We start from the raw sequence: 14780 nt of genomic DNA, 5'->3' as shown, positions 1-14780 counted from the left end.
AATATGGTGGGCAATATACCCAACCTTTGTTAATTACGTATATTGATGTTGTTAACCTAAAGCTACCTTTTAATGATCAGTAAACCCATTATTGTCACAATTTTTACATTAACAAGTTTTTGTGCATTGGCGCAAAGCGATACGATACAAACATCCTCAAGCTACTTAACTCTATACAAGGCGAACAAAGATTTTTCATACACCTCACCAAAAGGAGAACTCGGTAGTCCTAATAAATTTATACTCAATGGACGTTTAACAACCAGTTACTTTTTATTGGCTAGTCCCAGATTGCCAGTTTTTTTTGCGCTTGTTCCAGATTTTACGGTGAAGGTTTTAGATCAGCGGTCGGCAGGCGTTAGAACACCCAGCTTAAAAATTGGTGGAATTTTTTATGTAAAGCTCAATCAAAATATCGATAATTATAAATACAGTACGTTGAGTTTTACCCATCATTCCAACGGACAAGATGGTGATGCTATAAATCCAGACGGAAGTATCAATACTGCTACAGGTAATTTCAGTACTAATTATTTAGTAGCATCTTATCATTTCGGTAAGGCCATAAAAGTCAGACAGACAGAGAAATATACTCTAAATCATCAAGCAGGGCTAGAGTGGCACAGGTGGTTTAATTATGAAAAGGCATTAGAAAATGATTATGGATTTACGCGGCTCATTTATAATATTTCCTTTCGAAAATACCAACAAGAAAGAGAGAACTGGCGATTAAATGGAGAACTTAATTATGCCATAAATAAGATGGAAGAATATAAGATTGCTGCTATTAAGAAACGCCTTAATACTGAAATATCTTACCACTACAGCTTTCCCTTTATGCATAGAGCATTTTTGATGGCAGCTGCCGGATATTATGGAGAAGATCCATACAACATATACTATCGGGATAAATATTCGTACTTAAGGTTTGGTGTATCAACGAATCTCTAGTCATAGATCCTTCGGAACTGCTCTCAGGATTCTTTTATATGGCTTTAAGAAAAACCGGTGTTTTCTGGCTGTTTGCTGGCTCTTTACTGGCTCTTGGCTCGGTGTATTCACCGAGAACACACCCCTTAAAGACCGATTTTACCCAGAAACCGCACTTTTTTCTATACCAGGCATATGCCAAAACTATCGAAGCCTATCAAAACGAAGGCAATTGTACTAACTATGCCGGTCTTTTAAATGTGGCGCCAGTTCAAAACCTTTTCGTTCGTCGAAGTTACCTTTCTTGTCCAGGAAGAGTAATACCACCAAGGAAATAATCGGCATCAGGAAGGAAATAAAAAACCAGAACCAGAAACTTTTGCCCATACTCTTGGCTAAAACCCCAGCAACGATCTGAGGGATCATAAGCACGCACATCAATATCAATTCTGGCATCTCTGTAAAATTTATGCTGTAACCAAGTTATTCATTACAAAATTAATGCATTAGTTATTTATTAAGCTTTATTTAATATTTATTGTTTCATTTGAATAAAAATACGGACACACACACCTATTCCCGTAAAAAAATGAAACTATACCAAAAATTGATTTTTACCTTATTTGCGCTTACGTGCATTTGTAGCTTGAGTGCCTTGGCACAAATTAGACACAGCACAACATCGAAGTTTAAATCCTATAAGGGATTAATTATGGCCGGATACCAGGGCTGGCATAACGCGCCGGATGATGGTGCAGGGCGTGGATGGTACCACTACACTTCAAAAGGTAAATTTGAGCCGGGTAGTACCAATGTTGATTTGTGGGCAGAAACCAAAGAATATCCAGTGGTTTATAAAACACCATTTATGCTAGCAGATGGAAGTCCGGCCTATCTGCAGAGCGCGCATGATGCCTCTACCGTGGATATTCATTTCCGTTGGATGAAAGAATACGGAGTTGATGGTGTTTTCATGCAGCGTTTCGTGTCAGAAATCAGGGGCAGATCTGGTCGCAATCATTTCAATAAAGTGCTTAGCAATGCCATGATCTCAGCTCAAAAGTATGGGCGGGCAATATCAGTGATGTATGATCTTTCGGGCTGCAGAGATAGTGTGGATGTCCCGGAACTAATTGACGACTGGAAAAACCTGGTAGATAGCCTTAAAATTACTAGTGGCGGTAACAACCAACCTTATCTATACCACAATGGCAAACCTTTAGTGGTACTTTGGGGTGTTGGCTTTAATGACAACCGTAAATATACCCTTAAAGATGTGGCTAAGATGGTGGATTTTCTCCAGAATGATCCGGTTTACGGAAGATGTTCGGTCATGCTTGGTGTACCGACCTATTGGAGGGAATTTGGTAACGATACGATGAAAGATCCGGCATTGCACGAGCTGATTAAGAAAGTCGATATTGTACATCCCTGGACTGTAGGTAGATATGCCAATGAAATTGCATATAACCGCTACGCGGAAGTCCAGCGTGGCGATATCGCCTGGTGCAAAGAAAATAAAGTAGACTATGTGGGCGTAGTCTTTCCAGGTTTCAGTTGGCATAACATGAATCCGAAATCTCCTACGAACCAAATTCCACGCAACAGCGGTGCTTTCTTTTGGAAACAGCTCGCTACGGGAATCAAAAATGGCGTAGAAATGCTCTATGTGGCGATGTTTGATGAGGTAGATGAGGGTACAGCCATTTTTAAGATCTCTAAAAATCCGCCCGTTGGTGCCAGCACATTTGTAAAATTTGAAGAAGATATTCCATCAGATTATTACCTCTACCTCACAGGGTATGCGGGTAAAATGCTCCGTAAACAAGTTCCGTTTAGTTTTGATAAGCCAGGACCCAAGAAATAAAAGTCGTGAGAGAGCAAACAACTAACTCATTATCTGTGTTTGAACTAAATCCATCTGCTATGTAAACCAAAGAACTTGACTACGCAACAAAGAAAAACACCTGATAAAAAAGTAATTTTACCAAAACTCCTCCTAATATTGGGCCTTGCCTTTCTATTAGTAGCTGAAGGATATTTTGGGTATCAGCTTTATAAACTTTCTGATCAACAGGAAGAGATTAAGCACGACTATTCTAACATCAACAACATCACATTCGGACTTTTCTCCGTAGAGCAGTGGCGAGATAAAGTTTCTGGTATTGTGAAACACCAGGTACGCGATTTTGAGATGACGCCAAAGCAAAAAAAGCAATTGAGGGCTGAAGTGGAGGAGGTGATAATGGCCCTTATCGACAAAGCAGAGGCTATACTCAATAAACCTAAAAAAACAATTAGCGGAAAAATACAGAAGTTTGCGATTAAAACTTTTGTAAATAAAGATAAGATAAAAGCACAGGTGCCTGGATTTGCCACTACGATAATGGCCAAAGTGGATAACGATGCCAATAAAAAGCAAATGAGTAAAATGGCAATGTCAAAATTTGATGCCCTTGAGCATACCAAATATGTTGACAGCACTCTGGCCGTAACGCTTGCTGCAACAAATAAGGTTTACAAAAAATACCGTGTGTCTTCCCTTGATCAGCTCAATCAGAAAATGTTGTCCTCCCTTGCAAATATTAAAACAGATACCTACAACTACTCTTTTGCGATGCTGGGTTGTGTTGTCGTCGTTTTAGTGCTTTGGTGGGTTTTAAGAAAGCGGGTAGAGCTGCATGCTACGCTTTTTATTATGTCGCTTGCTTTTGCTTTTATCCTCCTTGCGGTTGGTTTAACGGCTTCAATGATAGAGGTGGATGCACGTATCAAATCTCTGGATTTTGTATTATTGGGAGAGCATGTGATCTTTGAAAACCAGGTGCTGTTTTTTCAAAGCAAAAGCATACTGGATGTAGTTACTGTTTTAATATCGCAATCTGCAATTGATTCCGTTCTTGTCGGTGTACTGATCTTGATCTTTAGTATTTTGTTCCCAATCATGAAACTCAGTTCCACAGGTATTCACCTGCTTAGTAAAAAGAAAATTGCTGAAAATAAAGTGATCAAATATTTTGCATTTCAATCTGGCAAATGGAGCATGGCTGATGTTATTGTGATTGCCATATTGATGGTCTACATCGGCCTGAATGGCTTGCTGGAAAGTCAGTTAAGGGGACTAAATATCAAGACTGATTTTCTCACGGTGATTACCACAAACAATACGGCACTGCAACCGGGATATATTATATTCATCAGTTTTGTATTATACGGACTTATTCTATCTACCATTTTAAAATTTATTACGCCGCATGATGCTCACTAGAAAATTAATACCCGCCATTTTGCTCATTGTCGGGCTGACGATATTACTCTGTGCAGAAGGGTATTTTGGTTATCAGGTGTATGTACTTTCTGCAAAGCAAGAGCAGATTAAGGAAGATTACAGCGTAGCGAACAGCATTACCTTTGGTGTATTTTCTGTTGATCAATGGCGTGAGAAAATTTCAAGCGTATTAGACGGCAAAGTGAATGATTTCAAGGTTACCGCTGAACAAAAGAACGCACTTCAGGCGAAAGTAGAAAAGCAATTAAATGGTCTTGTTGATAAAGCAGTAGCAGAAATTAATAAACCTCAAAAGGGTATTGGTGGCAAACTTAAGAAGTTAGCATTTAAAACTTTTGTGGATACGGACGAGATTCATGCACAGGTTCCTTCATTTGCCCGTACAATAGTCACAAAGTTAAGTAGTCAGAAGAGTATTAAGCGGTTGAAAAGCATTGCAAACAGTAAAATGGACCAACTGGAAAATGAGACTTATGACAATACTGAACTGGCGAGTGCCACTGTAACTGAGCATATTTATAAGAAATATAAGGTATCAAGTGTTGACGCGTTCGAGAAGACTGTCAATTCCCAGCTTAAAGAGATTGGCAAACTTACCTACCAGTGTACCTATGCGATGTTAGGTTGCGTGATGCTTGCATTGTGCCTTTGGTTATTGATGAAAAAATTGGTTAAGCTGCATACGCCAATTTTTATCTTTTCACTGCTGTTTGCGTTTGTTTTATTGGCAGTGGGTGTTAGCGCAACTATTATAGAGGTTGATGCACGTCTGCAATCGCTTAATTTTATCCTGCTCGGGGAGAAGCTTGCCTTTAATAATCAAGTACTATTTTTTCAAAGCAAAAGTATTTTGGGTATCATAGCATCACTGCTGGAGCAGTCTAAGCCAGATTCCGTTTTGGTAGGTGTATTGATTATGCTTTTCGTAATTGTTTTGCCTATTTTAAGGATGATTGGTAAGGGTATACATATTTGGGGCAAGGATAAATTTGCTGAGAATAAAGTGATCAGATACCTGGCATTTGATTTAGGAAAATGGGATATGGCTGATGTGATGGTTGTTGGCATAGGAATGACCTATATCGGTTTAAATGGCATACTAAAAAGCCAACTATCTAACTTGAATATTAAAGAAGAATTGCTTTCAACGGTTACACAAAACAATACCTCATTGCAACCAGGTTACTTCATTTTTGTTGCCTATGTAGTTTACGCAGCTATATTGTCGCTTATTTTAAAACGCATTACGCCTTTAGCGATAAAATAAGGCCGGATAAAATTACCCGGCCTATTTAAAGAAGCGCTATTGTGAATTATTGGACTATTCTGATGATGTCTTTGCTATTCGCTTTAAAGAAGAGGTTACCCCTGGAATCGCTCACAAATTCCAATGCCGTGCTATAGTCGTTTAGATCAATTGCAGGGAACTTGATCACAAAGCTACCTAAAGCTGTGGATGAAGCACTTCCATTCTTTGTTTTCCTAATCATCCACGTTTTACCAATCGAACCTGAGACATAAGACTTCTCCATGATAGAATAGAAGTTCTCGTCAGCATCCAGGCAATATTTTAGGAAAGGGATGTTTCTATTTTCTTTAAATACTTCAGGATCATCTGTACCGTATAGAGATTTCAAAGTGAAGTCGGTAGGCACAAACGTATCATCACTTAAATTGTATTTGATAAACCTGCATGTACTGGCATTTTGACCATTGTCTGGGTCTTGGCTGAAGTATGCGAAGTTGCCGGCAAAGTATGCTCCATTATCTTTTTGCAGTCCGTTAATATTAATTGGTCCGGATGTGATTTTTGTTCCATCCATTTTAAATTTTAAGAAAGGCCTAAGGTGGATTTGATTATTGGCATCTATAAAGAAATGAGTTCTGCCTGCAAACAATTCAAAGTTTTTAGCAATTTCAGTAATTGTTGCACCATCAGGGGTGATCTTGTATATGGAATAATTAAGCCCGGATTCGTATTTCAGTACGAAAATGTTGCCAGAAGCATCTGATGTAATGTGTGTTACCATACTAATTCTTGGATCGTCTGTTAGCAATACCGGTGCTACGCCTCCAGCAGGATCAACTTTGAAAACGCGACTGGTGTTATTGTATTTTAATAAGGTATAATCTGAAAAGTAAATCCAGTTCTTTGCCTTATCCAGGTGCATTGCACCAATATCTGATGTTGCGGAAGTTATCTTACTAAATTTTAGGGCTCCAGATTTGGCATCAATGTAATCTACAGTGCTGGTACCGGTGCCATTGCTGTTGGAAATCACGGTGAAAGTTGTATTAAAGCCAGTTGCCGCTACAGCATTTACACTGTTTACGCTGATTGTTACGCCGCCTGTGATGGCGCTTGCAGGAACTTCAACTGTCATCGTGGTGGCGGTAGCCGTTTTAATAGTAGCTAAAACAACGGTACCCCCTGTTGTGGTTGCAAAGAATACTTTGTTATCGCTAATTCTGGTGCTAAAATTTGTACCCGTTAAGGTAATTACATCGCCACTTTTTCCACTTGCGGGCGACATGGCTGTAAATGTGGGTATAGTTGAAGTCACCGGTTTCGGGGTGATGGTTGCTCCCTGTGGATCTTTAATAGCTGCGGCCACATCTTTGATTAATACAGAAAGATCGCCTGCGGTGATCGTAGTAGGCACTGTAAACTTAATCTCAGTTGCGGTTACAGAGCTTACCGTAATGGCGGTTGAGCCAATTGTTACTTTAACGTCCGCTAATGCGGTGCCAAACCCTGTACCAGTAATAGTAACCACATCGCCAGGGGCCGGATTTTTTGGTTGGATACTACTGATCTGCGGGATCTCAGGTTTAATTTCTTCGCTGCTGTTTTTTTTACAGGATTGAAAGGAGGCGCTAACGACCAGGAGCATCATCAGCGGTTTGAAAATTTTTGATAGTTGTAATTTCATGGTCTGAATTTTTTTATCAAAAATCCGATGAAACCCAATCCTGTACAATAAGGATTGTTGCTAATAATAGTAGGTATAATTACCTATTGGAGCAACTACTAAAACTTTATGCGCAAGCCTATACCCAATTTGAAGATATCTGTTAAAGACAGGGCAGTGGTATTTTGAAAATAATTAACAAGATAGAAATCGTTTGTATTGAACTCTGAATAGATACTTACTTGCTTTAGTCCGGTCTTTTGAAGCAATTTTCCCCGGTTCAATTCAAATTCATTGCTGAAAGATAGGTGAGGCCTTGCTGCTTCCGACCAATAATAATAGCCTTTAGGATAATTATCGGTTGGGAAATTAAAACTCAGATTTTTGTTGAAAGTATAGGTAATGAACACTCCGGGATTAAATGGATATATTTTTGCCCAGTCCTTAATTCGAATAACAAATGGCTTATATGCAAATTTAGCGGTTAGCATATGAAGAGACCCACCTTTTGATCGAGGAACAAAGCCATAATTTAAATTAATGTTTCCTTGTTTATTTCCAAAAATATCGTATCCGGCACCCACGCTTAAATAGCCAATGCTACCCGCGTATTGTACAATGGCTTCATCAGGAATAAGAAATTTTTGAGCCGAACTTTTAAGTCCCAAACTTAACAGCAGCAATACCATTAACGGTTTAAAGACGAATTCGTTCATAATTTAATTTGTTGTTGATGATTTTAACCAGTAGAAATTCACTGTTGGCAGGCGTTGCGGTGACAATAAAAGGAACGGCGGAGCCATCATATCCAAACGTTGAATACGTATGGGTGTGTGCATGGAAAGAAGCTAGAAATCCAGGGGTTTTTGCAAAAAGAGTTTGGTAGGGTGTTTCCAGTTTTTTATCGAAGTCCAATGAATTTGGAGGGACATGAGAAATGCCAATAAAACCGGTAACACCTGCTTGTGGCTGCAGTTCTTTCGTAAGCCATCCAATATCTGGCACAGTGCCATTAAAGCTGTATTCCCTGCCGTTTGTATCATGAGCAATAAACTTGATTCCCCTGTAAACAAATGTATAGTTCAGGTCTCCATACATTCTTTTAAATACTTCGCTTCCTTTAGCAACTAGATCATGGTTGCCAATTACGGCGAGGTAAGGTGCATTTAGCTTTTTAAATTCCTTAGCAACCCATTCCATTTCTTGTAATACCCCAAACTCAGACAAATCGCCTGCAATGATCACGAAATCAGTATTTGTGATGGTGTTTATTTTTCTGACCATGATTTCTACTTCATCATGAGACCGCTGGGTATCGCCAGTTACCACAAATCTTATCGTATCATCTTTTGGAACGTTGCTGTGCATTTTAGCGAGGCCAGCAGCATTAAGGTTTTTAGGAGAATTATTATCGAAGGTCTGTTCAGGGCTAAATTCAAACGAATTACACGAAAAGAGTAAGGAGAGAACAAATGTTAAAGGCAAAAGTTGTTTCATTAAAAAGGATCGGCTTATTGTAATGTTTGATAAACCATATATACGACCTCTTGTTTTGATTTATTTAATATATGACTTGGATTAATTAATTGGTTTTCTCAATCAGATTAAACTACTTCGCTATTGGAGCATTGCCCGATACCAAACAAAATGTTCGATATCGGGCATTTATTAATTTTTATAATTTCTTAATAATCTGTTTTACAGATACTTGCTGTTGGCATCACCATTGCAAATCACTAGGCAAATTCAGATCAATGGACAAGCAAATTGCAGTAGAAGTAAATGAAAAGCGAAAAAGGAAGACAATGTTAATCATATTGATTTCTGTGATAATTCTTTCAATCGCTATCTATATGTTGCGGGCTTATATCAAACCTTCTTTGAATAAAAGCCAAATTACAACTGCCTTGGCAGAAAGAGGAAGTATCGAGAACACCGTAAATGCAACTGGAGAAGTATTGCCTGAATTTGAAGAAATACTAACCAGCCCGATTAGTGCAGCCGTACGCGAGGTATTACTGGATGCCGGCACTAAAGTAAAGGCCGGGCAATCCATATTAACGTTGGACAAATCTTCTTCACAAACTGATTTTGAGAAGCTGGGGTTTCAAATTGAATCAAAAGAAAACGAAATACGAAAATTAAAACTGGACCTGGAGAAGAGTTTTTACGACATCAAATCAAATAACAGCATTAAACAACTGCGTATTGGAAATTTTAAAGATGCTGTTGCAAGTGCGCAAAGGCTTTACAAAGCAGGAGGTGGTACCAGAGAAGACATTGAGCAGGCAGAATTGAATTTAAAGGTAGCTGACCTGGAGAAGCAGCAGTTGGAAAATGAGATAAAAAGCAAACAGCAAACCATGAAAATTGAAATAAGGGAAGCTGAAATTGCATTGGCCATACAAAAGAACGACCAACTTGCCCTCAGGAGAAAGTTGGATTTGGCAAATGTGAAAGCTACCAGAGATGGAGTGGTGACCTGGGTAAATAAAAATATAGGAGCCAGCATTAAGGAGGGAGAATCGCTGGCACGCATTGCAAATTTAAGTAGCTATAAGGTTGCAGGCAGCATAGCCGATAACCAGTCGGAAAAATTGCGTAACGGAATGCCGGTAATTATCCGGATTAATGAAACCCAGCTCCGAGGCGCGATAGTCAATATTTCACCCACTGTAAACAATTCGATTGTTTCCTTTGACGTACAGCTGGACGAAAAGAACAATAAGCTACTGCGCCCAAATATGAAAGTCGACGTCTTCCTTATTACCGCCAGCAGGAGCAAAATGATTCGAATTCCAAATGGACCTGCTTTTAACGGCTCTGAAAGCCAGGATTTATTTGTGTTAAAGGACGGTAAAGCGGTAAAGCGAAATGTGAAAGTTGGCCTCAATAGTTTTGATTTCATTGAGATATTAAGCGGCGTGGAACCGGGCGAGGAAGTCATCACCTCGGATATGAGCAAGTTTGAGTATGCAAAGGAAATAACGATTAATAAATAAGGCAATGAGAATGAAATGCAGTTTTTTAATCGGATTAATTTTCCTGGCCTACAGAGGATATGCAACGACTAGCTTAGTTGCTGATACTATAAAACTCAGCTTAAAGGAAGTGGTGGAACAAGCAAAAGCCAATTCGATTGCAGCGAAACAGGCTGTTACAATAAGGGAAACCAAATATTGGGAATGGCGAACTTTCAAATCAAATTACCAGCCTCAGTTGGCGCTGAGCGGCATTTTGCCAGGATACAATAAAACTTATGCGCAAGTGCTTCAACCAAACGGTACCGTACTTTTTCAGCCTGTGAGGAATGACAATTCGTCGCTTACGCTCGACTTCAAACAAAGCATTGCTGCTACCGGGGGCACAATATATGGAACAACAGAGTTACAGCGTTTTAGCGACTTCGACAGGAATACTGTACTCTACAACGGAACTCCTTACGGCATTGGTTATACCCAACCACTATTGCAATACAACGCACTAAAGTGGGACAAAAAAATTGAACCTCTAAAATTTAAAGAAAGCAAGCAAGCCTACATAGAATCGCAGGAACAGATCGCTATCAATGTGAGCAATTACTTTTTTGATTTACTGCTCGCCCAAGTGAACTTAAATCTGGCAGAAACGAATTTCGCAAATACGGACAAAATCTTAAATATTGCCAATACCAAGTTCGAATTGGGTAAGATTGCCAAAAATGAAATTTTGCAATTGCAGTTGGAACGTCTAAATGCACAAAAGTCAGTTGGCACAGCTAAAAGAGACGTTGAGATAGCGGGATTGAACTTAAAAAGCTATGCAGGTATTGTGGGTGATGATAAGATTATTCTACTTGTACCAGAAGCTGTAGGAGACATCAAGATATCGACTGATAAGGTGTTGGCCCAGGCTTTTGAAAATAGATCTGATGCCATCAGTTTTGCTCGCCGACTCGCTCAGGCAAAGCGCGATGTAGTTAAGGCAAAGGGCGAAAATGGTTTGGTGGCGACATTACGTGCTAACCTTGGTTTTTCAAATTTCGCAAACCGGATATTTGATGTTTATCGCTCACCGAAAAGTCAGCAATCCGTTGAAGTCCAACTTTCCATTCCTGTTCTGGATTGGGGACGTTCCAAATCGCGCAGTAAAACAGCAGAAGCTAATCAGCAACTAACCATTTACGAAGTGGAGCAGGATAAAAAAACCTTTGAACAGGAAATAGTTACACAGGTTACGTTGTTTGAGATGATGCAGGAGCAGATGGATTTAACTGTGCAGGCAGATAAGATAGCTTCTGAAAAATATCAAATTGCCAGCGAGCGGTACGTACTTGGAAATTTAGGGATTACAGACCTCAGTATCGCATTCCAGGAAAATGACCGGGCGAAGCGAGATTTTATAACTGCGCTCAGGGATTTTTGGGGTGCGTATTACCAACTCCGATATTTATCACTCTATGATTTTGAAAAGAACGAAAAAATAAATTATAAATAAACAAAGACACTTATGATACGTTTAGAGAATATTGAAAAGGTGTACCGAACAGACACCGTAGAGACACTAGCCATCAATGGCGTAAGTATTGATATTGCAAGGGGAGAATTTCTTTCTATTATGGGACCGTCCGGCTGCGGAAAAAGTACCCTGCTGAATATTATGGGCTTACTGGATGAACCTTCTAAAGGGAGTATTACAATTGATAATCAAGATACTTCGAGGTTTAGCGACCGGCAGATGGCAAATTTCAGGAATCAAAAATTGGGGTTTATCTTCCAAAGTTATCATCTCATCAATGACCTTCAGGTATTGGATAACGTAGAGTTGCCGTTGCTTTACCGGAATTCGACGGCTAGGGAGCGTAGAGAACTCGCTACTGAAGCCCTCGAGAAAGTAGGACTGAGCAATCGGTTAAAACATTTCCCAACGCAGCTCAGTGGCGGTCAGCGTCAACGTGTGGCCATTGCAAGAGCCATCGTTGGCAGACCGCAAATTATTTTGGCAGACGAGCCCACTGGTAATTTAGACAGCGCCATGGGTAATGAAATCATGGATATCCTCATCAATCTCAATAAGAATGATGGCACCACAATAATTATGGTTACGCATGATGAAAATATGGCCCATAAAACACACCGGTTAGTACGCATGTTCGATGGGTCACAAGTGCAATAATTGCTTTAAAATATCACCTAACAGATCAAACTATGCTTAAAAATTATTTTAAAATAGCGATTGCAGTATTGAGGCGGAGAAAGTTCTTCACTTTTATCAGCCTTTTTGGGATCAGTTTCACTTTAACAATTGTGATGACGGCTACCGCACTGGTTGAAAATGTAATGAGTCCTACATACCCCGATTATAATCGTGAAAGATCACTCTATGTGCAGCGGGTCACTTTGAAAAATACCAAGGCCGGCTGGATTAATAGCAATTCCGCATCCTACAATTTTATCAACCGATATGTAAGTACACTTAAGAAACCTGAGAAGATTGCTTTTTTTACGTATGGGACCAATACCAATGCTTACGTGAACAATAAGAAAATCGGATTGGAAGTGAAGTATACCAATGATCTTTATTGGTCTATTACGTCTTACGACTTCTTGTCGGGAAAGCCATATACCAAGCAACAAATCGATGCGGCAGAAAGGGTTGCGGTCATTTCAGAAAGAACCAGGAAAGCATTTTTTGGTGATCAAACTAACGTCATAGGTAAATATATTGAAGTTGATAATGTAAATTATCGCGTTAACGGAGTTGTAAAATCTGTGCCACGAACCAACCGCAATTTCTTCGGGGATCTTTACCTGCCCTATACCGTATCTAAAACGGGTTACCAGGATACTGGCCTGATGGGCAATTTTGGTTTCGTTTTATTGGCCAAAACGCAGGAGGATATGCCTGCGATGCGAGCTGAATATCAAAAAATGATCAACAAAATTCCTACTGAAAAGGATTATGACAAGTTATACGCCCATGCAGATACGTTGTGGGAGGACCTGGCACGGAGATTTTTTGGGAATGACGATGCAGTTGGATTTGGTAAAATGACAGTTATTTTGAGCTTTCTGATGTTTTTGTTTCTTTTATTGCCAACCATCAACCTGGTCAATATCAACATCACACGGATTATGGAGAGGTCTTCAGAAATAGGAGTACGTAAAGCGTTTGGAGCGTCATCAAAAACACTCGTGTATCAGTTTCTTGTCGAAAATATTATTCTCACCCTGCTTGGAGGAATAATTGGAGTTATTTTATCCCTGATTGTAATTTATCTTTTCAATCAGTCAGAATTTACCCCGGATTTTCATCTATCACTTAATTTTACTGTACTTGGCCTCGGTTTGCTGGTGTGTATCCTGTTTGGTCTCTTGTCTGGAGTTTACCCCGCCTGGAGGATGTCAAGGCTAAATGTTGTTGCCGCATTAAAGGTGAGATAGTTCAATTTATACCATATATAACAAGACATGATCATGTTTAGACACTTATTTAAATTAATATGGAACAAAAGGAGATATAATATCCTGTTCCTATCGGAAATACTCATCTCCTTTCTTGTGATTTTCGCAGTATTCTCCATGCTTGTATTTTATTATATGAACTATATCAAACCATCCGGATTTGAGCATGAACAGGTTTGGTCCATTTCCTATAATAATCCCCTTAAAACTAAAAACAAAGACACGTTGACCACATACTACAGCCAGGTGAAAACAACATTGCTGGCATTGCCTGAAATTGAGGAACTTACTTTTTCAAGTGCTAACTTTCCGTATTCCAATAGTAATTCTACATCAGGGTTTGACTACAAGGGGAAAAAGTACAACCAGATTAACTTTTACCAAACAGATGAAGATTACAGCAAAGTGTTATCGGCCAATTTGGTTGAAGGGCGCTGGTTCGAAAAGGAAGATGGCATATTGAAGAAGAATGTAATGGTAATCAACAGATCGTTGAAAGAAGCTATTTTTGGTAGTGAATCTGCACTGGGAAAAGCGGTGGGCGGTGATGAAGATAAAAACAAGGCAACGGTTATAGGCGTGGTGGAGGACATTAAAACAAGTGGAGACTTCTGGCCGTCAGGTTTGGGCATGTACAAAAAGCTTGATTCGGCATCTTTTGAGTGGAATGGAATTATGTTGGTTAGGGTATCAAAAGCAGCAAATGCAGCTTTTGAAAGTAAACTATCCAAATTATTATCCCGGGCTATTCCCAACTCAAATATAGAGATTACCCATCTTAGCGAGATGAGGAAATCAAAAAACAGCGATACGATTATACCTGTTATCATTTGCAGCATTATTGCGGGCTTTTTGATCATTAATGTCGCTTTGGGCTTATTTGGCGTACTGTGGTATAATATTAGTCAACGACGCGGCGAAATTGGTCTTAGACGTGCCATTGGGGCAAGTGGTGGCTCTATTTCTGGTCAGCTAATCACAGAATCCGTACTTTTAGCCACGCTATCTCTGGGAGTGGGCTCATTTTTTGCCATTCAATTTCCACTGCTCAATGTATTTGATATTTCGGCAACTGTATACATGATCGCGCTTTTGCTTTCTATTTCCTTTATTTATATTCTGGTGATACTGTGCTCCCTTTATCCAGGCAAACAAGCGGCAGCTATACATCCCGCAATTGCATTACATGAAGACTAATAACTATAT

13 protein-coding genes are annotated in these 14780 nt (G+C 39.5%); 9 read left to right on the top strand and 4 right to left on the bottom strand.

Annotated features, from left to right (window positions below; all coding sequences use genetic code 11):
- Positions 1–72 precede the first annotated feature (72 nt).
- Positions 73–951 carry a hypothetical protein gene (locus ACXZ1K_RS14430; RefSeq protein ID WP_458970373.1) on the top strand — a complete coding sequence of 293 codons (879 nt, stop codon included), beginning with the start codon at positions 73–75 and terminating at the stop codon, positions 949–951.
- Between the two features lie 216 nt (positions 952–1167).
- Here ACXZ1K_RS14430 and ACXZ1K_RS14425 read toward each other — a convergent pair whose 3' ends face one another.
- Positions 1168–1386 carry a hypothetical protein gene (locus tag ACXZ1K_RS14425; protein WP_458970372.1) on the bottom strand — a complete coding sequence of 73 codons (219 nt, stop codon included), beginning with the start codon at positions 1384–1386 and terminating at the stop codon, positions 1168–1170.
- Between the two features lie 256 nt (positions 1387–1642).
- Here ACXZ1K_RS14425 and ACXZ1K_RS14420 point away from each other — a divergent pair, with 256 nt between their 5' ends.
- From ACXZ1K_RS14420 to ACXZ1K_RS14410, 3 genes are all read left to right on the top strand, one after another.
- On the top strand, positions 1643–2797 hold the full coding sequence (locus tag ACXZ1K_RS14420; RefSeq protein WP_458970371.1) for a glycoside hydrolase family 71/99-like protein: 1155 nt from the start codon (positions 1643–1645) through the stop codon (positions 2795–2797).
- A gap of 75 nt (positions 2798–2872) precedes the next feature.
- Positions 2873–4198 (top strand): paraquat-inducible protein A, encoded by a 1326-nt coding sequence (locus tag ACXZ1K_RS14415; RefSeq protein ID WP_458970370.1) that lies wholly within the window; start codon positions 2873–2875, stop codon positions 4196–4198.
- The gene (locus tag ACXZ1K_RS14410; protein WP_458970369.1) at positions 4185–5486 is read left to right on the top strand and encodes a paraquat-inducible protein A; all 1302 of its coding nucleotides are present in this window, start codon (positions 4185–4187) and stop codon (positions 5484–5486) included. Before ACXZ1K_RS14415 ends, ACXZ1K_RS14410 begins: the two co-directional genes overlap by 14 nt.
- A 46-nt stretch (positions 5487–5532) precedes the next feature.
- Here ACXZ1K_RS14410 and ACXZ1K_RS14405 read toward each other — a convergent pair whose 3' ends face one another.
- The 3 genes from ACXZ1K_RS14405 to ACXZ1K_RS14395 form a co-directional block, all read right to left on the bottom strand.
- Positions 5533–7152 carry an IPT/TIG domain-containing protein gene (locus ACXZ1K_RS14405; protein WP_458970368.1) on the bottom strand — a complete coding sequence of 540 codons (1620 nt, stop codon included), beginning with the start codon at positions 7150–7152 and terminating at the stop codon, positions 5533–5535.
- 98 nt (positions 7153–7250) lie between these two features.
- Positions 7251–7847, bottom strand: coding sequence for a hypothetical protein (locus ACXZ1K_RS14400; protein WP_458970367.1), 597 nt, complete (start codon positions 7845–7847; stop codon positions 7251–7253).
- Positions 7828–8628, bottom strand: coding sequence for a metallophosphoesterase family protein (locus tag ACXZ1K_RS14395; protein WP_458970366.1), 801 nt, complete (start codon positions 8626–8628; stop codon positions 7828–7830). Before ACXZ1K_RS14395 ends, ACXZ1K_RS14400 begins: the two co-directional genes overlap by 20 nt.
- Positions 8629–8885: 257 nt before the next feature.
- Here ACXZ1K_RS14395 and ACXZ1K_RS14390 point away from each other — a divergent pair, with 257 nt between their 5' ends.
- The 5 genes from ACXZ1K_RS14390 to ACXZ1K_RS14370 are packed head-to-tail and all read left to right on the top strand — an operon-like array spanning position 8886 to position 14771.
- Positions 8886–10133 carry an efflux RND transporter periplasmic adaptor subunit gene (locus tag ACXZ1K_RS14390; protein WP_458970365.1) on the top strand — a complete coding sequence of 416 codons (1248 nt, stop codon included), beginning with the start codon at positions 8886–8888 and terminating at the stop codon, positions 10131–10133.
- Between the two features lie 10 nt (positions 10134–10143).
- On the top strand, positions 10144–11607 hold the full coding sequence (locus ACXZ1K_RS14385; RefSeq protein WP_458970364.1) for a TolC family protein: 1464 nt from the start codon (positions 10144–10146) through the stop codon (positions 11605–11607).
- Between the two features lie 12 nt (positions 11608–11619).
- Positions 11620–12285: an ABC transporter ATP-binding protein gene (locus ACXZ1K_RS14380; RefSeq protein WP_458970363.1), complete on the top strand. Its 666-nt coding sequence runs from the start codon at positions 11620–11622 to the stop codon at positions 12283–12285.
- A gap of 32 nt (positions 12286–12317) precedes the next feature.
- Positions 12318–13553 carry an ABC transporter permease gene (locus tag ACXZ1K_RS14375; protein ID WP_458970362.1) on the top strand — a complete coding sequence of 412 codons (1236 nt, stop codon included), beginning with the start codon at positions 12318–12320 and terminating at the stop codon, positions 13551–13553.
- A 27-nt stretch (positions 13554–13580) separates the two neighbouring features.
- A complete protein-coding gene (locus tag ACXZ1K_RS14370; protein WP_458970361.1) occupies positions 13581–14771 on the top strand; it encodes an ABC transporter permease in 1191 nt (396 codons plus the stop codon).
- The last annotated feature ends 9 nt before the right edge of the window (positions 14772–14780 follow it).

It is taken from the genome of Pedobacter jaeyakensis (genome assembly GCF_054461315.1).
The sequence above is the reverse complement of the archived record's forward strand: the minus strand, read 5'-3'. Positions and strand labels throughout refer to the sequence as shown.

What these genes read in the sequence shown, in the direction of transcription:
- ACXZ1K_RS14430 (WP_458970373.1), top strand. Translation starts at nt 73, where the DNA reads ATGATCAGTAAACCCATTATTGTCACAATTTTTACATTAACAAGTTTT.
- ACXZ1K_RS14425 (WP_458970372.1), bottom strand. Translation starts at nt 1,386, where the DNA reads ATGCCAGAATTGATATTGATGTGCGTGCTTATGATCCCTCAGATCGTT.
- ACXZ1K_RS14420 (WP_458970371.1), top strand. Translation starts at nt 1,643, where the DNA reads ATGGCCGGATACCAGGGCTGGCATAACGCGCCGGATGATGGTGCAGGG.
- ACXZ1K_RS14410 (WP_458970369.1), top strand. Translation starts at nt 4,185, where the DNA reads ATGATGCTCACTAGAAAATTAATACCCGCCATTTTGCTCATTGTCGGG.
- ACXZ1K_RS14405 (WP_458970368.1), bottom strand. Translation starts at nt 7,152, where the DNA reads ATGAAATTACAACTATCAAAAATTTTCAAACCGCTGATGATGCTCCTG.
- ACXZ1K_RS14400 (WP_458970367.1), bottom strand. Translation starts at nt 7,847, where the DNA reads ATGAACGAATTCGTCTTTAAACCGTTAATGGTATTGCTGCTGTTAAGT.
- ACXZ1K_RS14395 (WP_458970366.1), bottom strand. Translation starts at nt 8,628, where the DNA reads ATGAAACAACTTTTGCCTTTAACATTTGTTCTCTCCTTACTCTTTTCG.
- ACXZ1K_RS14390 (WP_458970365.1), top strand. Translation starts at nt 8,886, where the DNA reads ATGGACAAGCAAATTGCAGTAGAAGTAAATGAAAAGCGAAAAAGGAAG.
- ACXZ1K_RS14385 (WP_458970364.1), top strand. Translation starts at nt 10,144, where the DNA reads ATGAAATGCAGTTTTTTAATCGGATTAATTTTCCTGGCCTACAGAGGA.
- ACXZ1K_RS14380 (WP_458970363.1), top strand. Translation starts at nt 11,620, where the DNA reads ATGATACGTTTAGAGAATATTGAAAAGGTGTACCGAACAGACACCGTA.
- ACXZ1K_RS14375 (WP_458970362.1), top strand. Translation starts at nt 12,318, where the DNA reads ATGCTTAAAAATTATTTTAAAATAGCGATTGCAGTATTGAGGCGGAGA.
- ACXZ1K_RS14370 (WP_458970361.1), top strand. Translation starts at nt 13,581, where the DNA reads ATGATCATGTTTAGACACTTATTTAAATTAATATGGAACAAAAGGAGA.